Annotated in this window: 19 protein-coding genes; 11 read left to right on the top strand and 8 right to left on the bottom strand. The window is 68.5% G+C overall.

The window, feature by feature from the left end:
• The first annotated feature begins 13 nt into the window (after positions 1-13).
• Entirely contained in the window at positions 14-715 is a 702-nt protein-coding gene (trmB, locus tag HHL11_RS15220) for a tRNA (guanosine(46)-N7)-methyltransferase TrmB (protein ID WP_169419193.1), read from the top strand.
• On the opposite strand, the gene HHL11_RS15215 is transcribed toward trmB, so the two are convergent.
• The 3 genes from HHL11_RS15215 to alaS all read right to left on the bottom strand — a co-directional run bounded on the left by HHL11_RS15215 (position 716) and on the right by alaS (position 4,990).
• The gene (locus HHL11_RS15215; protein ID WP_169419192.1) at positions 716-1,813 is read right to left on the bottom strand and encodes a transglutaminase-like domain-containing protein; all 1,098 of its coding nucleotides are present in this window, start codon (positions 1,811-1,813) and stop codon (positions 716-718) included.
• A 16-nt stretch (positions 1,814-1,829) separates the two neighbouring features.
• Entirely contained in the window at positions 1,830-2,276 is a 447-nt protein-coding gene (locus HHL11_RS15210) for a redoxin family protein (protein WP_205964284.1), read from the bottom strand.
• 89 nt (positions 2,277-2,365) lie between these two features.
• On the bottom strand, positions 2,366-4,990 hold the full coding sequence (gene alaS, locus HHL11_RS15205) for an alanine--tRNA ligase (RefSeq protein ID WP_169419191.1): 2,625 nt from the start codon (positions 4,988-4,990) through the stop codon (positions 2,366-2,368).
• 127 nt (positions 4,991-5,117) lie between these two features.
• Here alaS and HHL11_RS15200 point away from each other — a divergent pair, with 127 nt between their 5' ends.
• From HHL11_RS15200 to HHL11_RS15170, 7 genes are all read left to right on the top strand, one after another.
• A complete protein-coding gene (locus HHL11_RS15200; RefSeq protein ID WP_169419190.1) occupies positions 5,118-5,762 on the top strand; it encodes an FkbM family methyltransferase in 645 nt (214 codons plus the stop codon).
• Positions 5,763-5,872: 110 nt separating this feature from the next.
• Positions 5,873-6,304, top strand: a complete 432-nt coding sequence (locus HHL11_RS15195) for an RbsD/FucU family protein (protein WP_169419189.1) — start codon at positions 5,873-5,875, stop codon at positions 6,302-6,304.
• Between the two features lie 15 nt (positions 6,305-6,319).
• Entirely contained in the window at positions 6,320-7,174 is an 855-nt protein-coding gene (locus tag HHL11_RS15190) for an amidohydrolase family protein (RefSeq protein ID WP_169419188.1), read from the top strand.
• A 3-nt stretch (positions 7,175-7,177) separates the two neighbouring features.
• Positions 7,178-8,683, top strand: coding sequence for a sugar ABC transporter ATP-binding protein (locus HHL11_RS15185; RefSeq protein ID WP_169419187.1), 1,506 nt, complete (start codon positions 7,178-7,180; stop codon positions 8,681-8,683).
• Positions 8,680-9,711: an ABC transporter permease gene (locus HHL11_RS15180; RefSeq protein WP_169419186.1), complete on the top strand. Its 1,032-nt coding sequence runs from the start codon at positions 8,680-8,682 to the stop codon at positions 9,709-9,711. Before HHL11_RS15185 ends, HHL11_RS15180 begins: the two co-directional genes overlap by 4 nt.
• A gap of 26 nt (positions 9,712-9,737) precedes the next feature.
• Positions 9,738-10,679: an ABC transporter substrate-binding protein gene (locus HHL11_RS15175; RefSeq protein ID WP_169419185.1), complete on the top strand. Its 942-nt coding sequence runs from the start codon at positions 9,738-9,740 to the stop codon at positions 10,677-10,679.
• Positions 10,679-11,437 (top strand): L-fucose dehydrogenase, encoded by a 759-nt coding sequence (locus HHL11_RS15170; RefSeq protein ID WP_169419184.1) that lies wholly within the window; start codon positions 10,679-10,681, stop codon positions 11,435-11,437. The genes HHL11_RS15175 and HHL11_RS15170 overlap by 1 nt, the downstream gene beginning before the upstream one ends.
• Before the next feature lie 6 nt (positions 11,438-11,443).
• Here HHL11_RS15170 and HHL11_RS15165 read toward each other — a convergent pair whose 3' ends face one another.
• Genes HHL11_RS15165 through HHL11_RS15155 form a run of 3 tightly spaced genes read right to left on the bottom strand, consistent with a single transcriptional unit; the run spans position 11,444 to position 15,077 of the window.
• Entirely contained in the window at positions 11,444-12,139 is a 696-nt protein-coding gene (locus HHL11_RS15165) for a PepSY-associated TM helix domain-containing protein (RefSeq protein ID WP_240980083.1), read from the bottom strand.
• Positions 12,136-12,822 (bottom strand): Fe2+-dependent dioxygenase, encoded by a 687-nt coding sequence (locus HHL11_RS15160; RefSeq protein WP_169419182.1) that lies wholly within the window; start codon positions 12,820-12,822, stop codon positions 12,136-12,138. Before HHL11_RS15160 ends, HHL11_RS15165 begins: the two co-directional genes overlap by 4 nt.
• 2 nt (positions 12,823-12,824) lie before the next feature.
• Positions 12,825-15,077 (bottom strand): TonB-dependent receptor, encoded by a 2,253-nt coding sequence (locus tag HHL11_RS15155; protein ID WP_169419181.1) that lies wholly within the window; start codon positions 15,075-15,077, stop codon positions 12,825-12,827.
• Positions 15,078-15,265: 188 nt separating this feature from the next.
• Here HHL11_RS15155 and HHL11_RS15150 point away from each other — a divergent pair, with 188 nt between their 5' ends.
• Both HHL11_RS15150 and pncB read left to right on the top strand, forming a co-directional pair.
• Positions 15,266-16,102, top strand: a complete 837-nt coding sequence (locus HHL11_RS15150) for a mechanosensitive ion channel family protein (protein ID WP_169419180.1) — start codon at positions 15,266-15,268, stop codon at positions 16,100-16,102.
• A 50-nt stretch (positions 16,103-16,152) separates the two neighbouring features.
• Positions 16,153-17,346: a nicotinate phosphoribosyltransferase gene (gene pncB, locus HHL11_RS15145; protein WP_169419179.1), complete on the top strand. Its 1,194-nt coding sequence runs from the start codon at positions 16,153-16,155 to the stop codon at positions 17,344-17,346.
• Positions 17,347-17,355: 9 nt separating this feature from the next.
• Here pncB and HHL11_RS15140 read toward each other — a convergent pair whose 3' ends face one another.
• Complete coding sequence (locus HHL11_RS15140; protein ID WP_169419178.1) at positions 17,356-17,553, bottom strand: DUF3606 domain-containing protein; 198 nt, start codon at positions 17,551-17,553, stop codon at positions 17,356-17,358.
• Positions 17,554-17,659: 106 nt separating this feature from the next.
• On the opposite strand from HHL11_RS15140, the gene HHL11_RS15135 reads away from it, so the two are divergent.
• Positions 17,660-18,703 carry an aldo/keto reductase gene (locus HHL11_RS15135; protein WP_169419177.1) on the top strand — a complete coding sequence of 348 codons (1,044 nt, stop codon included), beginning with the start codon at positions 17,660-17,662 and terminating at the stop codon, positions 18,701-18,703.
• On the opposite strand, the gene HHL11_RS15130 is transcribed toward HHL11_RS15135, so the two are convergent.
• Positions 18,700-19,332: a helix-turn-helix transcriptional regulator gene (locus tag HHL11_RS15130; protein WP_169419176.1), complete on the bottom strand. Its 633-nt coding sequence runs from the start codon at positions 19,330-19,332 to the stop codon at positions 18,700-18,702. The genes HHL11_RS15135 and HHL11_RS15130 overlap by 4 nt on opposite strands.
• Between the last annotated feature and the right edge of the window lie 70 nt (positions 19,333-19,402).

The following is a 19,402-nucleotide window of genomic DNA, read 5'->3' as shown; positions in this document are numbered from 1 at the left end:
GGACAATCGGGGCATGAGCGACCAAGACAGCACGCCCGAAGGCGTGCCCCACCCCCGCGGCATCCGCAGCTACGTGCGGCGCGCGGGCCGCACCACCACCGGCCAGGCCAAGGCGCTGGAAGAACTGGGTCCGAAGTACATGGTGCCCTACCAGCCGCAGCCCGCGGACCTGGCCCAGGTCTTCGGCCGCGCCGCGCCCACCATTCTGGAGATCGGCTTCGGCATGGGCGAAGCCACGGCGCACATCGCCGGCCTCATGCCGGAGAAGAACTTCCTGTGCTGCGAGGTGCATCCGCCCGGCGTCGGCGCGCTGCTCAAGCGCATCGGCGAGCAGAACCTCACCAACATCCGCATCATCGAGCACGATGCCGTGGAGGTGCTGGAGAACATGCTGCCGGAAGCGGCGCTGGCCGGCGTGCACATCTTCTTCCCCGACCCCTGGCACAAGGCGCGGCACAACAAGCGCCGCCTGGTGCAGCCGCACTTCATCGCCAAGCTGGTGCCGCGCATGCAGGCCGGCGCCTACCTGCACTGCGCCACCGACTGGGAGCCGTACGCGCAGCAGATGCTGGAAGTGCTGGCGGCGCAGCCGCACCTGCGCAACACCGCGTCCGCCTTTGCGCCGCGTCCCGCCTACCGCCCGCTCACGAAGTTCGAGAACCGGGGCATCCGGCTGGGACACGGCGTCTGGGACGTCGTGTTCCAGAAAGCCTGATCAGGCCTTGATCTCTTTCGACGTGATCTGGTACTTGAAGTCGTCCGGCGCGTAGCTGTCGAAGCGGCCCTGCTTGTCCTCGGCGATCGGGTACATCAGGAAGCCCAGCTTGCCCAGGCGCGAGCCGGGCAGCGCGACGTCGTGGGCCATGTTGAAGCCCACCCAGTTGCCTTCCCAGCCGCCGTACAGGCCCTTGTAGACGGGCGCGATCAGGGGGTCGGACACCGTCTTGATCCAGGTCGGCGTCTCTTCGCGCATGACCTTGGCGACGTCGGCCGGGTCCATGGCCACCCAGCCGTGAGCCTGCAGGAAGACTTCGGCGCGGCAATGCTGCGAGCCCTTCAGGCTGGCGGAGTTGCCGCTCAGCGTCTTGTAGCCGAAAGCGGAAGGCGCGAGGCGCACGCCATAGACGTCGCGCGCCGGGATGCCCACCGAGCGCGCCAGGCCGACGAACAGCGCGTTGATGTCCGCGCACTTGCCGCCCAGGTTGCCGGTCTCCAGCATGGTCTTGATGTCGCCTTCGCCGCAGCCGCGCGTGGTCGGCTCGCGGAAGGCGTTGTGCACCACCCAGTCGTACAGGCGGCGCACTTTCTCTTCGTCGGTGCGCGCATCGCCCACGGCCTTCAGCGCGGTCTCGCGCACGATGCCGTCGGTGGGGATCAGCACCGTCGGCTGCAGCCAGTAGGCGCGGTCGGCCGCTTCCAGCTGCGCCTGCTTCTTCTGCTGCCAGTCGACGGCCCGGTTGCGCGTCTGCACGCGGCTGGTCAGTTCGACATACGGCTGCTTCACCGCTTCGGCGAAGTCCACCTGCAGGATGCCGGTGCCCTCACGGCCATCGGTGACGCGCGTGGCGGCGCCGTTGGTGGCGAAGCTGCTTTCCAGCGAACGCTGCCAGTCGGTGTTGACCGAGGGGACCGGCAGCCAGACGCGGGTGTCGCCCTGCGACAGGTTCACGTCCACGCGGGTGGTGACGTCGAAGGTGCGCCACTCGCCCGGCATCGGGGCGAACTGGCGCTCCTGGGCGAAGGCTGCGAGCGGCAGCGAGAAGGAACCGGCGGCAGCGGCGGCGGCGGAAAGGAAGTGGCGGCGATTGGGCATGGCGGGGATTATCCCGTCAGCGCCACAACCCTTCAACGAGCTTGCCGGCTTCGGCGCCGGACCAGTCGTATTCGCCCTGCACGCGCCAGCGGGCGCGGCCCTGGGCGTCGAAGCCCACGGTCGTAGGAAAAATCTTCACGGTCCAGGCCGCGGCGCCCTCGCCCAGCGGGTCCAGCAGCACCGGCACCTGCCAGGCAGCGGCCTTCACGTGGCGCAGCACCGTGGTGGCGCGCTCCTTGACGTTGACGGCCTGCAGCACCAGGCGGTCGCTGTAGAAGTCCGCCATCTGCTGCAGCAGCGGCATTTCGGTGCGGCAGGGCTCGCACCAGGTAGCCCAGAAGTTCACGACCGTGGGCTTGCCAGCCAGCGGCACGGCCATCTTGCGGCCTTCCAGGTCCAGGGCCTGGAAGGGCGAGATGCCGGTGGGCTGCTGCTGGATCTGGGCCGCGCGCAGTTGCGGCACGGCCAGGGCAAGACCCGCAGCAAGAATAGCCCGCCGCGGCAGCCCCTCACCCCGGCCCTCTCGCCAGAGGGGCGAGGGAGGAAGAACCGTCATACGCGGTCGGCGACCCATTGCTGCACCGACTGCAATGCGCCCGGCAGCTTGCTGGCGTCCGTGCCGCCGGCCATGGCCAGGTCCGGCTTGCCGCCGCCCTTGCCGCCGACCTGCTGGGCGACGAAGTTCACCAGGTCGCCGGCCTTCACCTGGCCCATGCGGTCCGCGGTGACGCCCGCTGCCAGTTGCACCTTGGCGCCGTCGACGGCGGCCAGCACGATGGCGGCGGACTTGAGCTTGTCCTTCAGCTTGTCCATGGTCTCGCGCAGGGTCTTGGCATCGGCGCCTTCCAGGCGCGCGGCCAGCACCTTGGTGCCCTTGACGTCCACGGCTTGCGCGATGAGCTCGTCGCCCTGCGAGGAAGCCAGCTTGCCCTTGAGCGCGGCCACTTCCTTTTCCAGCGCGCGCACCTGCTCCAGCACCTGGCCGATGCGGGACTGCAGCTCCGGCGCCGGCGTCTTCAGGGCGCCGGCGGCGCTGCTGACCGTGCTTTCCAGCTCCTGCAGGTAGGCCAACGCATTGCGGCCGGTCACCGCCTCGACGCGGCGCACGCCCGCGGCCACGCCACTCTCGGACACGACCTTGAACAGGCCGATGTCACCCGTGCGGGACACATGGGTGCCGCCGCACAGTTCGCGGCTGCTGCCGATGTCCAGCACGCGCACGGTCTCGCCATACTTCTCGCCGAACAGCATCATGGCGCCGGTGGCCTTGGCGGCTTCGATTTCCATGACGCGGGCCTGCGTCGGCTGGTTCGCCAGGATCTCGGCATTGACGATCTGCTCGATCTCGCGGATCTGCGCGTCGGTCACCGGAGAGTTCTGCGTGAAGTCGAAGCGGGTCTTGTCCGCATCGACCAGCGAGCCCTTCTGCTGCACGTGGCCGCCCAGCACTTCGCGCAGCGCCTTGTGCATCAGGTGGGTGACGCTGTGGTTGCGCATCGTGGACTGGCGCAGGGCCAAGTCCACCGAAGCCTTGACGACATCGCCGACCTTCAGCGTGCCTTGGGTCTGCACGCCGTGGTGGCCGAAGACATCGGCCTTGATCTTCTGCGTGTCCTGCACGCCGAACTGCAGGCCTTCGGCGGCCAGCAGGCCGCTGTCGCCGACCTGGCCGCCGCTCTCGGCGTAGAACGGCGTCTTGTCCAGGACGACGACGCCCGGCTGGCCTTCTGCCAGCTGCTGCACCGGCGTGCCGTCCTTGTACAGGGCGACCACCTTGGCCGTTTCCTGCAGGCTTTCGTAGCCGGTAAAGACGTTGCCCGCGCCGCCGTACTCCAGCGCGCGGTCCATCTTGAACTTGCCCGCCGCGCGGCCGGCCGCCTTCTGCTTTTCCATGGCGGCGTTGAAGCCTGCCTCGTCCACCGTCACGCCGCGCTCGCGGCAGACGTCGGCCGACAGGTCCAGCGGGAAGCCGTAAGTGTCGTGCAGCTTGAAGGCGACGTCGCCCGGCAGCACCTTCTGGCCGCCGCCCAGGGCCGCGTCCAGGATTTCCATGCCGTTGGCCAGCGTCTCGTAGAAGCGCTCTTCTTCCGCCTTCAGCACGTCCATCACGCGCTGCTCGGAAGCGGCCAGGTGCGGATAGGCCTCGCCCATCAGCTTGACCAGGGTCGGCACCAGCTTGTGGAAGAACGGCGTCTTCTGGCCCAGCTTGTAGCCGTGGCGGATGGCGCGGCGGATGATGCGGCGCTGCACGTAGCCGCGGCCTTCGTTGGACGGGATCACGCCGTCGGCCACCAGGAAGGCGGTGGCGCGGATGTGGTCGGCGATCACGCGCAGCGACGGGTTCGCGAGGTCCTTCGTGTGCGTCTCGCGGCCGGCGGCGGCGATCAGCGTCTCGAAGATGTCGATCTCGTAGTTGCTGTGCACGTGCTGCAGGATGGCCGCCAGGCGCTCCAGGCCCATGCCGGTGTCCACGCAGGGCGCGGGCAGCGGCTTGACCGAGCCATCCGGCTGCATGTCGAACTGCATGAACACGTTGTTCCAGATCTCGATGTAGCGGTCGCCGTCTTCATCGGGGCTGCCCGGGGGGCCGCCGGCGATCTCGGGGCCGTGGTCGAAGAAGATCTCCGAGCAGGGGCCGCAGGGGCCGGTGTCGGCCATCATCCAGAAGTTGTCGCTGGCGTAGCGGGCGCCCTTGTTGTCGCCGATGCGGACCACGCGCTCGGGCGGCAGGCCGATGACCTTGGTCCAGATGTCGTAGGCCTCGTCGTCTTCCTGGTAGACCGTGGCCCAGAGCTTTTCCTTGGGCAGCTTGTAGACCTCCGTCAGCAACTCCCAGGCCCACGTGAGCGACTCGCGCTTGAAGTAGTCGCCGAAGCTCCAGTTGCCCAGCATCTCGAAGAAGGTGTGGTGCCGCGCCGTGTAGCCCACGTTCTCCAGGTCGTTGTGCTTGCCGCCGGCGCGCAGGCAGGCCTGCACCGAGGCCGCACGCACGTAGGGGCGCTTGTCGGTGCCGAGGAAGACGTCCTTGAACTGCACCATGCCCGAGTTGGTGAACATCAGCGTCGGGTCGTTGCCCGGCACCAGCGGGCTCGAGGCCACCACGGCGTGGCCCCGCTCCTTGAAGAAGTCCAGGAAGGTCTGGCGGATTTGGGCGACGGTGAAGTTGGGAGTGCTCATGGAGGGTCCAGCTGAACCTTCAATTATAGATTTGGGGTTCTGGCGCTGCTCGCGGCCCCTGCCTGCGGGCTCGAGCCTCCCTCGACCAGGGGGAGCGGCGCCGGTGCCGGACTGCTAGGCTTGCGGCATGTACCACGATCCGGATTTCGCCGTCCTGGCGCATATCCTGCCGCCGGCCCCGGTCGTCATCGACGTTGGCGGGAACATCGGCCAGTCCATCGTCTCGATCAAGGCAGCCCGGCCCCAGGCGCTGATCTCCAGCTTCGAGCCCAACCCGGCGCTGATCCCGCAGTTGCGCCAGACGGCGCAGCGCTTCGAGGACGTGCGGGTCTTCGAGACCGGCCTGGGCGCGGCGCGGACCGCCATGACCTTCCACATCCCGGTGGTCGGCGGCGTGCGCTACCTCGAGGAATGCACGATGCGGCTGGAATCGCTGCAGGAGCCGTGGGTGGTGGAGCGCTTCGCCCGGCGCGGCGGCCAGCCGAGCTTCGAGACCTTCACCGCGGCCGTCGTTCCCGGCGATGAACTGGCGCTGCAGCCGGACCTGATCAAGGTCGACGTCGAGGGCGTGGAATCGGAAGTAGTGGCAGGTTTCCGCGAGACCATCGCCAGGCACGCGCCCATCCTGCTGGTCGAGAATGGCGACTGGACGCGGCTGGCCCCCATCATCCAGTCGCTGGGCTACAGCCCCTGGATGGCCAACGAGCGCTACGACGGCCTGGTGCCGTTCTCCGGCGCGCGCACGAATACCTTCTACCTGAAGGACCGCTAGGCGATTCACTTTCCCCGGTCCCGGGAAAACCATGAGCGAGCCGGCTTGCGCTGGCCCGGCTTTCCTGGGCATGCTCGGCTGCGCTTTGCTGGCAAGCGCGACGAGGTTCCATGCTCAAGAACATCGACCCGCTCCTGACGCCCGACCTGCTGCACGCCCTCGCCGCCATGGGCCACGGCGACTGCATCGCCGTGTGCGACACCAACTTCCCGGCGTACAGCATCGCGGGCGACCGGCCGCTGATCCACTTGCCCGGCTGCAACCTGGCGCAGGCGCTGCGAGCCATCCTGTCGGTGTTGCCGCTGGACACCTACGACACACCGGTGCTGCGGATGGCGCAGGTCGGTGACGCGTCCACCTTGTCCGACGCGCAGCGGGAAGCCGTCGAGACGGTCTTCTCCCGGCTCGACCCGCAGCCCCGGGTGGAGGCGCTGGAGCGCTTTGCCTACTACGAGCAGGCGAAGCAGGCCTATGCCGTGGTCCAGACCGGCGACGCCAGGCCTTACGGCAACTTCATCCTGCGCAAAGGCGTGCTGAACTGAAGGGCCGGTGCGGCGATGACCAGGATCGACGCCCACCAGCACTTCTGGAGACCTGCGCGCGGCGACTATGGATGGCTGCGCGCAGACGAGCCCGCGCTTGCGCCGTTGCTGCGCGAATTCCTCCCTGAGGACTTGTTGCCGCTGCTGAACGCGGGCGGCATCGGCCAGACCGTGCTGGTGCAGGCGGCCGCCTCCGTCGCCGAAACCGAATTCCTGCTGGAACTGGCGACTCGCCATGACTTCATCGCCGGCGTTGTCGGCTGGGTGGACCTGAGTCGCGCGGACGCCGTAGCCACGCTCGAAAGACTGGCCCGGCACCCGAAGTTCAAGGGCGTGCGGCCGATGCTGCAGGACCTGCCGCAGGCCGACTGGATCGCCAGCGCGCCGCATCCTGACGCCGTGCGGGCACTGCTGCGACTGGGCTTGCGCTTCGATGCATTGGTCAAGCCCCAGCATCTTGCGGCCTTGCTGCAGTTCGTGCGTGCATGGCCCGAACTGCCCGTCGTCATCGACCATGCCGCCAAGCCCCGGCTCGCCGAAGGCTGGCAAGGCGAACGGGTGCCGGATTGGCGGCGCCACATGAACGAGCTGGCCGCGCTGCCCCAGGTGAGCTGCAAGTTCTCCGGACTGGCGACCGAACTTCTTCCAATGGAGCCGACAGTCGCAGCGCTGCAGCCGGTCTGGGACGCCCTGCTGCAGTGGTTCGGGCCGGCGCGGCTGTTATGGGGCAGCGACTGGCCTGTGCTCACGCTGGCGAGCAGCCACGCCCAATGGCTCGAGATGAGCAAGAGCTTCATCGGCTCGCTCGCCCCTTCGGAGCAGGACCTCGTGTGGCAAGGCAGCGCGCGCCGCTTCTACGGCCTGTCCTAGACCATGGAACCCATCGTCTCCATCCGCCACCTGTCCAAGGCCTTCGCCGGGGTCAAGGCGCTGGACCGCGTGCAGTTCGAACTGTTCCCGGGCGAGGTGCACGCCTTGATGGGCGAGAACGGCGCCGGCAAGTCGACCCTGATGAAGGTCCTGGCCGGCATCCATGCGCGCGACGCCGGCGAGATCGTCGTCGACGGCAAGCCGGTCGACATCACCAGCCCGCGCGCCGCGCAGGCTCTGGGCATAGGCATCGTGCACCAGGAGCTCAACCTGATGAGCCACCTGAGCGCGGCGCAGAACATCTTCATCGGCCGCGAGCCGCGCCGCGGCTTCGGCCTGCTGCTCGACGAAGAAGCCCTCAACGCGCAGGCCGCCAAGATCTTCGCACGCATGAACCTGGCGCTGGATCCGCGCACGCTGGTCAGCGAACTGTCGGTGGCCAAGCGGCAGATGGTGGAGATCGCCAAGGCGCTGTCCTTCCATTCGAAGGTCCTGATCATGGACGAGCCGACGGCGGCACTGAACAACCAGGAAGTCGCCGACCTGTTCCGCATCATCCGGCAGCTGAAGGCCGAAGGCGTCGGCATCGTCTACATCTCGCACAAGATGGACGAACTGCAGCAGGTCGCCGACCGGGTCACGGTGCTGCGCGACGGCCAGTACATCGCCACCGTGCCCATGGCCTCCACCAGCCTCGAGGCCATCATCGGCATGATGGTCGGCCGCCAGCTCGAACAGCTGCACGAGGAACATCCGGACACCGCCGGCAACGAGGTCGTGCTGGAAGTGCGCGGCCTGAGCCGCGGCTCGGCGATCCAGGACGTCAGCTTCGTGCTGCGCCGGGGCGAGATCCTGGGATTCGCCGGCCTCATGGGCGCCGGCCGCACCGAGGTGGCGCGCGCGGTGTTCGGTGCCGATCCCATAGCTGCCGGCGAGATCCGCGTCCACGGGCAAGCCGTTCGCATCCGTTCGCCCGAGCACGCGGTGGCTTGCGGGATCGGCTACCTCTCGGAAGACCGCAAGTTGTACGGCCTGGCGACGGCGCTCGATGTGGCCACCAATGTCGCCATGCCGTCCATGCGCAGCTTCCTCCAGCTGGGCCTGTTTCTCGACGCCTCCCGGATCCGCACGACCGCGGAGTCTTACGTTCGCCAGCTGGGCATCAAGACGCCTTCGGTCGAACAGCAGGTGCAATTGCTCTCGGGCGGCAACCAGCAGAAGATCGTCATCGCGAAGTGGCTGCTGCGCGACTGCGACATCCTGTTCTTCGACGAGCCCACGCGCGGCATCGACGTCGGCGCCAAGGCGGAGATCTACCGCTTGCTCCACGCCCTGGCGGCGCACGGCAAGGCCATCGTCGTGATCTCGTCGGAACTGCCGGAGATCCTGCGGCTGGCGCATCGCGTCGTCGTCATGTGCGAAGGCCGCCTGACCGGCGAACTGGCGGCGCGCGATGCGACGCAGGAGGAAATCATGCGCCTGGCTACCCGCCGCGAGGAAAGAGTATGACCCTGCCCCTGACCCCGACCGAAGCGCAGGCCACCGCGCCCGGCTTGCCGGTGCTGCTGAAGGACCGCCTGTTCCGGCCGGCCACGCGCCAGAAGCTGCTCGCGTTCGCCAGCCTGCTGGTGCTGATGGTGTTCTTCAGCGTTGCGTCGGGCAATTTCCTGCAGGTCGACAACCTGGTGAGCATCCTGCAGGCCACCGCCGTGAACGGTGTGCTCGCGATCGCCTGCACCTTCGTCATCATCACGGGCGGCATCGACCTCTCGGTCGGCACCTTGATGACTTTCTGCGCCGTGATGACGGGCGTGTGCCTCACCTACCTCGGCCTGCCGCTGCCCGTGGGCGTGCTGGCGGCGATCTTCTTCGGCTGCCTGAGCGGCTTCACATCCGGCGTGCTGGTCGCCAAGCTGAAGATCCCGCCCTTCATCGCCACGCTGGGCATGATGCTGCTGCTCAAGGGCCTGGCGCTGGTGATCTCCGGCACCAAGCCGATCTACTTCAACGACACGCCGGGCTTCTCCGCGATCTCGCAGGACTCGCTGATCGGCCAGGTGCTGCCCTCCCTGCCCATCCCCAACGCGGTGCTGATCCTGTTCCTGGTGGCAGCGGCCGCGGGCATCGTGCTGAAGCACTCCATCCTCGGGCGCTACGCCTTCGCGCTGGGCAGCAACGAAGAGGCGGTGCGCCTGTCCGGCGTCAACGTCGACTTCTGGAAGATCGTCGTCTACACCGTCAGCGGCGGCATCTGCGGCATTGCGGGCCTGCTGATCGCCTCGCGGCTGAACTCCGCGCAGCCGGCACTGGGGCAAGGCTACGAGCTCGACGCCATCGCGGCCGTCGTGATCGGCGGCACCTCGCTCTCGGGCGGCGCCGGCACGATCCTCGGCACCATCATCGGCGCCTTCATCATGAGCGTGCTGGCCAACGGCCTGCGCATCCTGTCCGTCGCCCAGGAGTGGCAGACGGCGCTGACGGGAGTCATCATCATCCTCGCCGTCTACACCGACATCCTTCGCCGGCGCAGCCGGTGAGCATCGTTCCACCACAGGAGACCACCATGTCGACGAAACGTGCTTTCGGTATTGCAGTCGTCTGTGCCGCGGCGCTGGGCATTCCCTCCGGGGCGCTGGCGCAGGAGACCTACATCCCGCTCGTGTCCAAGGGCTTCCAGCACCAGTTCTGGCAGGCGGTGAAGTCGGGCGCCGAGCAGGCCGCCAAGGACTACAAGGTCAAGGTCACCTTCGAAGGCCCGGAGACGGAAGCGATGGTCGACAAGCAGATCGACATGCTGTCCGCCGCGCTGGCCAAGCACCCGACGGCACTCGGCTTCGCCGCCCTGGACAGCAAGGCCGCGATTCCGCTGCTGAAGAAGGCGCAGGCCGCCAAGGTGCCCGTGGTGGCTTTCGACTCGGGCGTGGACAGCGACATTCCGGTCACCACCGCCACCACCAACAACAAGGCCGCCGCTGCGCTCGCCGCGGACAAGATGGCCGACCTGATCGGCAAGAACGGCGAAGTGGCCGTGGTGGCGCACGACCAGACCAGCCGCACCGGCGTGGACCGCCGCGACGGCTTCGTCGATCGCATGAAGGCGAACTACCCGAACGTCAAGATCGTGACCGTGCAGTACGGCGGCGGCGACCACCTGAAGTCCACCGAGATCACCAAGTCCATCCTGCAGGCCTACCCGAACCTCAAGGGCATCTTCGGCACCAATGAAGGCTCGGCCATCGGCGTCGTCAACGGCGTGAAGGAGATGAAGCGCAAGGTCGTGATCGTCGGCTACGACTCCGGCAAGCAGCAGAAGGACGCGATCCGCGACGGGCTGATGGCCGGCGCCATCACCCAGAACCCGGTGGGCATCGGCTACAAGACGGTCGAGGCGGCGGTGAAGGCGATCAAGGGCGAGCAGCTGCCCAAGGTGATCGACACCGGCTTCTACTGGTACGACAAGACCAACATGAACGATCCGAAGATCGCCGCCGTCCTGTACGACTGATGGACCTGCACCTGCAAGGCAAGGTCGTCGTCGTCACGGGCGGCGCCAGCGGCATAGGCGGCGCGATCAGCCAGCAGCTGGCGCGTGAAGGCGCCCTGCCCGTGATCCTCGATCGCGGCGAACGGCCCGACGCCCTGGCGGGTCCGGGCATTCGCTTCTTCCGGCTCGAGCTGGAGGACGAGGACGCCTGCAAGGATGCGATCGCGCGGACCCAGGCCGAATTCGGCGGCATCGACGCGCTGGTGAACAACGCGGGCAGCAACGACGGCGTCGGCCTGGAAGCCGGCGTTGCCGCTTTCCGCCGCTCGCTGGAAGCCAACCTGGTCCATTGCTACCTGATGGCGCACCTGTGCGCCGAGTCCCTCAAGCAGCGCCGGGGCGCCATCGTCAACATCTCGTCGAAGACGGCGCTCACCGGCCAGGGCGGCACCAGTGCCTACGTGGCCGCGAAGGCCGCGCAACTCGGGCTGACGCGCGAGTGGGCCGCCGCGCTGGCGCCCTGGGGCGTGCGGGTCAACGCCGTGCTGCCGGCGGAAGTGATGACGCCGATGTACCAGCGCTGGCTGCAGTCGCGGCCCGACCCGGAGGCGTCACGGCATGCCATCACCGAGCGCATTCCGCTGGGCCATCGCATGACGACCCCGCAGGAGATCGCCGACCTCGTGGTGTTCCTGCTTTCGGACCGGTCCTCACACACCACAGGCCAGTGGCTGCATGCCGACGGCGGCTACGTGCACCTGGACCGGGCCCTGCCCTGAAGCGGATCAGGCGGCCAGCGCCCAGGCAATCAGTCCGGCGGTCAGCGCCACCGAGGAACCGAGCACGACGAGGCCCGCGCGGCGATTGCGCTTGTTCATCAGCAGCCACATCGCGACGCCGCTCACCGACAGGAAGATCAGGCTGCCCACCAGCGTGTCCACCAGCAGGATCCACGCGGCGGGCATGCCGACGCCCTTGTGCATGTTGGCGATCGTCGCCGCGAAACCGTTGTTGGTGACGTTGACGCCGACCGAGCGGTTGCCCTTCCAGTAGTCCGCCTGCACCATGCGGTCCGGGCCGCCGAAAGTGAAGATCCAGTGTTCGGGCTGCGTGATCGGCTGGCCGTCGGCCTGCTGCCATTGCAGCTTGCGCGCGGGCTCGACGCGCGTGACGTTCGCGTCGCGGCCCTGCTGCAGCGCGCCGCGCAGCCAGCCGGCCATGTCCGCCGGCGTGGCCGGCGCGGGGTCGGGCACGGCGATCTGCGCATGCTCGCGGAGCTGCGAGGTCGGGATCTTCATGACGGCGCGGTGGTTCAGCCAGAAGCCCGCCATGCCGAACAGGAGGCCCAGCACCGCGCCCCACAGGCCGATCCAGCCGTGGGTCTTGCGCAGCCAGAGCAGCGCGCGGGCGGACAGGGGAGGACGGATGGCCGTCGAAGATGCTGTGGCGGCGGGGCCGGACAGCGTGGTGGCCCGATTCAAGGATGGCTCCATTTTCTCAAGAGGTTGTGATAGATGCCGACCAGCGCGATGCGCGCGGGTTCGTCGGCGTTCGTGAATGCGAGGCGCTGGATGGAGGCATCCAGCTGGAACAGGAGCTGCCGCTCGCCGGCATCGGCGACCAGGCTCTGCACCCAGAAGAAGGAAGCGACCCGCACGCCGCGCGTGACGGGCGTCACGCGATGCACGGTGGTCGCCGGATAGAGGACCATGTCGCCGGCCGGCAGCTTGACGCTGCTGGTGCCGCTGGCGCCTTCGACCACGAGCTCGCCGCCGTCGTAGCTGTCCGGGTCGCTGAGGAACAGCGTGGCCGACAGGTCGGTGCGCAGCTTGCGGCCGTCGTGCGGATGCAGGCGCACGCCGCCGTCGACATGCGCGCCGAACTCCATGCCGCCGGCATAGCGGTTGAACATCGGTGGATACAGCACGTTGGGCAGCGCCGCGCTGATGAAGGTGGGATGCCGCTCCAGCGCCACGGCGACGATGGCGGCGCCGCGCTGCGCCGTCGCGCTGCGCTCGTCGACCTGCTGGTTGGCCTTGACCTGCGCGCCCTGGTGGCCGGCCGTCACGCGGCCGTCCACCCATTCGGCCTGCGGCGCGTCGAGCAGCGCGCGCAGCTCGGCGAGTGCGGCGGCGTCCAGCACGCCGGGGATCACGAGCAGCATGGCTAGAACCTGTAGGTGCCGGTCAGCATGGCCGAACGCTCCAGGCCGGGCACCGCGCGGCCGCCATCGGAGGGGATCAGGGCGTCGTAGTAATGCTTGTCCGCCAGGTTGAACAGGTTCAGCCGGATGTCGTAGCGCGGCTGGTGGTAGGCGATGACGGCGTCGAAGCGCGTGTAGGCGGGCACGCTGACCAGGTTGGTGTTGTTGGCGTAGCGCGAACCGATGTAGTTGGCGCCGCCGCCGATTTCCCACTCGGGCGTGAGCGCATAGGAGAGCCACACGTTGGCCGCGTTCTGCGGCGTGTTGAGCGGAACCTTGCCCTGGGTGGCCGGCGCGATGGCGTCGACGATGCTCGCATCGAGATACGTGTACGCGGCGAAGACCTGCACCGACTTGGTCAGGCGCCCGGACGCTCCGGCGCGGAAGCCGTTCACCCGCACCGTGCCGGTGGCGGTGTAGGTGCCGTCGTTGTTCTGCGAACGGGCGTTGTACTGCGTGATGCGGAACACGGCCGCGTTCGTCGACAGGTCGCCATCCAGCAGGTCCCACTTCATGCCGCCCTCGAAGGCCTTGTTCTCCTGCGGCGGCAGCGGCTGCGTGGTGCCCGTGGTCGACACCAGCTGCTCCAGCGAAGGGTTGAACGAGGTGCTGTAGGAGACGTAGAACGACTGCGCCGCCGTCGGCTGCCAGATCACGCCGCCACGCACGCTGGTGTAGTTCACCGTCTGCGACTGCGAGGCGGACTGCGTGGCCGATGGCGTGGAGTTGTCGATGTCGGCGCGGTAGCGGTCGTAGCGCGCGCCCGCGACCAGCTTCCAGAACTCGCCGAGCGACATCGTGTCGTTGAGGAAAGCCGCCGTGGTGGTGGCATGCCCTGTGGCCAGGTTGCCCGCCGTCTCATTGACGCCCGCGGGCGAGGTGACCTGCGGCGGATCCACCAGCGGCGTGCAGGCGACATAGCCGCTGGTGCCGCCGGCCGGGTTCAGCGCCACGCCACCGCAGCTGCCGTTGCGGTAATAGGCCTGGTTGCGGTAGTCGTCCACGCCCAGTTCCAGGCCGCCAAGCAGCGCGTGCTTCACGCTGCCCTGCTGCAAGGTCGTGTGGTACTCGGTCAGGTTGAACAGCGACTTGTCGTGGATGGTGCGATCGTGGCTCTGCTGGCGCACCCACAGCTGGTCCAGCGGGAGGCTGCTGCTCGGGGTGATGGGCGCGGCCGTCGTGCCGGTGGCGAGCGGCACGAAAGGCCCGGTGCCGCCGGCGCGGGTGCCAATCACCTGCGGCGCGGTCTCGATGGCGTTGGTGCGGACGTCGTTGTACTGCGTCTGGTTGCGCAGGGTCGCGACCGGCGTCAGCTTGTGCTGCACCGTCAGCGACAGCGAGCCGATGTCGGAGTTGGTGCGATCGTCGGTGAAGCCGTAGGCGGTGTCGCGGTTCACCCGGGCCGGCGCGCCGTTCAGCGGCGGCACGCCGTAGTCCGGCATGTCGTGGTTGTGCTGCAGCAGCGCCGTCGCGGTGATCTGCGTGGGCGTGCCCAGACCCAGCGCCAGCGAGGGGGCCAGGCCGAAATCGCGCAGCTCGTTCTGCTGGCGGTTGGTGGCATTGCCTTCCTGCGCCATGGCGGCGAGACGGAAGGCCGAGGTCTCCGACAAGGGCCGGTTCAAGTCGGCGGTCGTGCGCAGCAGGCCGTAGGTGGTGCCGGACACCGAGACCTCGCCGAAAGCCTGGTGCGAGGGCTTCTTGGTGACCTGGTTGATCACGCCGCCGGTGGACCCGCGCCCGAACAGCATCGAGGACGGTCCCATCAGCACCTCGACCGAGTCGAGGGCGAAGATGTCGCGGTAGTACTGGCCGCGGTCCCGCATCCCGTCGAGGTAGAGGTCAGTGCGCGCCGAAAAGCCATTCAGGTTGATGTTGGTGCCGATCTGGCCGCCCTCGGCCGCGCCGATGGTCAGGCCCGGCACGTTGCGCAGGGCCGAGGCCAGCGAGGTCGCGCCCTGCGCGTCCATCAGCGGCTTGGTGATGACGGTGATCGACTGCGGCACGTCCCGCGGGTCCGCCCCTACGCGGCTGAGCGAATTGGCGCCGGGGGCGTAGCTGGCGCCGTCGCTGCCGCCCTCCACCGTCACCGTCGGCAGGGTCACGGAGCGCGGCGGGGCTGCCGGCGGGCTGGCCTGGGCGTGGGCACGGACGACGGGCGCAAGGGACAGCAGGGCAAGGACGACCGGGCGCAGCCGGATCGGGGGGACGATGGGCATGGGGAGTTTCTTTTTGGGAATTGGTTTTTTAGCGACTGTAATCTAAACGAGAATAAATCTCATTGTTAGCCGCAACGCCCTGCGCGGCCGCAGGTCGTTCCTACACCGCCCGATTTACCCAGCCGACACGGCCGGGCTGCGCGGGGCCGGAGAGTGGGAAGCAGTCCTCACACTCCCAGGAGTTCCCCATGCCAGTCCAGGTCACGGAATGGAGCGACGCGATGTTCACCTCGCTCGCCGCCGCGATGGCCCTGCTCTTTTCGGCCATCCCCAAGATCATCGGCTTCGCCCTGATCGTCATCGTCGGCTGGTTCGTCGCCTCGCTGATCGAGCGCGGCGTGGTGGCCGTCCTGCGCCGCATCCACTTCAACGACCTCGCGGCGCGCTCCGGCCTGGCCGACTTCGTGCACAAAATGGGCATGGACACCGACGCGTCCGGCGTGCTGGGCCTGGTCGTCAAGTGGTTCGTGCGGCTGATCGCGCTGGTGGTCGCCTTCGACGCCTTGGGGCTGCCCGCCGTCAGCGAGGTGCTGCGCCAACTGCTGCTCTGGCTGCCCAACGTGGTCGTCGCGCTGGTGGTGCTGGTCATCGGCGGACTGGCGGCGCGCGCGCTGTCGAACGTCGTGCGCGGCGCCACGGCCGAAGCCGGCCTGTCCAACTCCAACTTCCTCGCCCGGCTCGCGTCGGGCGTGGTGTGGGCCTTCGCCATCGTGGTGGCGGTGAACCAGATCGGCATCGCGACCGAGCTGGTCAACACGCTGTTCATGGCGGTGGTGGGCGCGCTGGCCCTGGGCATCGGCCTGGCCTTCGGCCTGGGCGGCCGCGAGACGGCCGGTGAGATCCTGCGCAGCTGGTACGCCCAGGCCCGGGACAAACAAGGCGAGATCAAGGAAGCGGCGAACAACGCCAGCGAGCGCATGACCGGCGGCGGCAGCGAGCCGGCGGCGCCCTGGCCCACCGGCGGCTACCCGCAGGGCGGCGCGCCGGTGCCGGCAGACAAGCGCCACGACCTCGAAGGCGGCTGATCGCGCCCGCCGCGCCGGGCCCGCATCCGCGGCCCGGCGTACAGTGCCGCATGGCCTTCGTCCCCGTCATCTCCAGCCTGCTCGATACCGACCTCTACAAGTTCACGATGTGGCAGCCGATCCTGCATCGGCATCCGCAAACGCAGTCCCACTACCGCTTCGTGTGCCGCAACCAGCCGGCCTACCCGCTGGCGGAACTGCTGGAGGACGTGAACGCGCAGCTGGACCACCTGTGCCGCCTGCGCTTCGAGCGCGAGGACCTGGCCTTCCTCGGCGGCCTGCGCTTCATCCGGAGCGACTTCGTCGATTTCCTGCGCATCTTCCAGCTGCAGCGCGACTTCATCCACGCGGAAGCGAGCGGCGGTGAACTCCGGATCACCGCCATGGGCCCGCAGGTGCACGTGATGCCCTTCGAGATTTTCGTGCTGGCGATCGTCAACGAGCTGTACTTCCGCCGCTTCGACGCGGCGAGCGCGCTGGCCGAGGGCCGCCGCCGGCTGCAGCAGAAGGTGGCCCTGCTGCAGGAGTTCGCCGCGCAGCCGCCGCTCGCCCATCCCTTCGAGTTCTTCGACTTCGGCGTGCGCCGGCGCTACTCGCATGACTGGCAGCGCGAGGTCGTGCGCACGCTGAGGGACGCCGCCCCGCAATTCTTCAAGGGCACGTCCAACGTGCTGCTCGCGCGCGACCTGGGCACCACGCCGATCGGCACCATGGGCCACGAATACCTGCAGACTTTCCAGGGCCTGGGCATCCGCCTGCGGGACTTCCAGCGCGCCGCGCTGGAGGAATGGGTGCAGGAATACCGCGGCGACCTGGGCATCGCGCTCACCGACACCGTGGGCATGGATGCCTTCCTGGCCGACTTCGACCTCTACTTCGCCAAGCTGTTCGAGGGCCTGCGCCACGATTCGGGCGACCCCGTGGCCTGGGGCGAGAAGGCGCTGGCGCACTACAAGGCGCTGCGCATCGATGCGCATTCCAAGCGCCTGGTGTTCTCCGACGCCCTGGACCTCCCCAAGGCGATCACCCTGTACCGCCACTTCGGCGACCGGGTGAATGTGGGCTTCGGCATCGGCACCAACCTCACCAACGACATGAGCCTGGCCACGCTCAACATCGTGATGAAGCTGGTCGAATCCAATGGCCAGCCGGTGGCCAAGCTCTCGGACTCGCCGGGCAAGACGCTGGCGGCGGACGCAACCTTCCTGGCCTACCTGCGCCAGGTGTTCCAGATGCCCGCCTGAGGCGGCGCTTCAGGCGGAGGGCCGCTCGCTCGCGCTGCGCGTGAGGTGCGCGCGCACCTGCTCGGCGTCATCGCCGGCCGCGGCCACGGCCTCCTTCACCCGGGCCTGGGTGACGTTGAAGTGGCGCGCCCAGGCGCATACCGCGTAGTCGTCGCGGACGTCGATGCGCTCCTGGCGCGCGGCGGGTTTTTGGGTCGTGGACTGCATCGTGGGGTTTTGCGAAAGAAGCCATGCTAGGAAGGCCTCGCGCCGCGCGATGTAGGACAGCATCGGCGGAGCGCGCCCTCCAGCACGACAGCAAGAAAGGAATCCCATGCGCCTCGTTCCCCTCGGCCGCACCGGCCTGTTCGTCTCCGAACTCTGTCTCGGCACCATGACCTTCGGCGGCAGCGAAGGCATGTGGGGCAAGATCGGCACGCTGCAGCAGTCCGAGGCCGAACGCCTGGTCGGGCAGGCGCTCGATGCCGGCATCAACTTCATCGACACCGCCGACGTCTACGCGGGCGGCGCCTCCGAGCAGATCACCGGCCAGGCGCTGCGCAACCTGAAGGTGGCGCGCGACCAGGTCGTCGTGGCCACCAAGGTGCTCGGCGAGACCGGCCCCGGCGCGAACATGCGTGGCGCCAGCCGGGCGCACATCCTGCACGGCGTGCAGGCCAGCCTGAAGCGCCTGCAGCTGGATCACATCGACCTGTACCAGATCCACGGCTTCGACCCGTCCACGCCGATCGAGGAGACGGTGCGCGCGCTCGACCAGCTGGTGCGCGACGGCCTCGTGCGCTACGTCGGCGTCTCCAACTGGGCGGCGTGGCAGATCGCCAAGGCATTGGGCATCGCGGAACGCTGGGGGCTCGCCCGCTTCGAGTCGCTGCAGGCCTACTACACGGTCGCCGGGCGCGACCTCGAGCGCGAGATCGTGCCCATGCTGCGCAGCGAAGGCCTGGGCCTGATGGTGTGGAGCCCGCTGGCCGGCGGCCTGCTTTCGGGCAAGTACGGGCGCGAGCAGCAGGCCGAGGCCGGCAGCCGGCGGCTGGAGTTCGACTTCCCGCCGGTGGACAAGGAGCGCGCCTTCGATGCGGTGGACGTGATGCGCGACATCGCGCAGGCCCGGGGCGCGACGGTGGCGCAGGTGGCGCTGTCCTGGCTGCTGCACCAGCCGCAGGTGACGAGCGTGATCGTCGGTGCGAAACGGCCGGAGCAGCTGGCTGACAACATTGCGGCCACCGGGCTGCGGCTCGATGCCGACGAACTCGCGCGCATCGACACGGTCAGCCAGCTGCCCGCCGAATATCCGGGCTGGATGCTCGCGCGCCAGGGCGAGGCGCGTCGGCGCCAGCTGTCCGAGTCGGCGCGCTAGGCGCGCGGCAGGTGCAGCAACAGCCGCACCAGATCCAGCTGGCGGCCGGTGCCGGTCTTGCCGAACACGCAGCGCAGGTGCTTGCGCACCGTGTCGGGCTGGCTCTGCACCGCGGCTGCGATCTCTTTGAGGGTCAGGCCCTCGGCCAGCAGCACGGCGATGCGGGCTTCCGTCGGTGTCAGCTTGAACATCGCCCGCAGCAAGGCCGGATCGATGCCAGGCGCCGACCGGGGGTGGTACAGCAGCACGAGGAGCAGCGGCTGCGGGTCCAGGACCGGTGCGCCAAGCAGGCCGTAGACCGCCTGCAGGCTTTCCGTGCCGGCCTCGACCCGCAGCGATTCGAAGTGCGTGCCGGACGCGGCGTGCGCCAGCGCGAGCCGGTCGCAGCGCGCCAGCAAGGGCGTCCAGGCTGGCGCGGGCAGGCCGAGGCTGCCATCCGCCCGTTGCAGCAGCGCCGTGTGCTGCCGCAGGTCATGCGCGGCCCGGTTGGCATGCTGCACTTCGCCGCGCAGCGTCAACAACAGGGCTGGCTGCTGCAGGCGGTCCAGCAGTTGGTGCGACAGGTAGTGGGGATTGAAAGCTGGCTGTCCTTCGAGGACGGACTGAAGCGGTGGATCGGACAGATCCATGGACGGTGGGACTCCCTGCAATGCGCGCTCAGATGGCACGCTGCCTTGAGTGTTCCACCGGGTCCAGCGA

The sequence above is a fragment of the Ramlibacter agri genome (assembly GCF_012927085.1).
In the GTDB taxonomy this organism is placed as follows: domain Bacteria; phylum Pseudomonadota; class Gammaproteobacteria; order Burkholderiales; family Burkholderiaceae_C; genus Ramlibacter; species Ramlibacter agri.
Note: the sequence above shows the minus strand (reverse complement) of the source record. Positions and strands in the feature narration are given on the sequence as shown.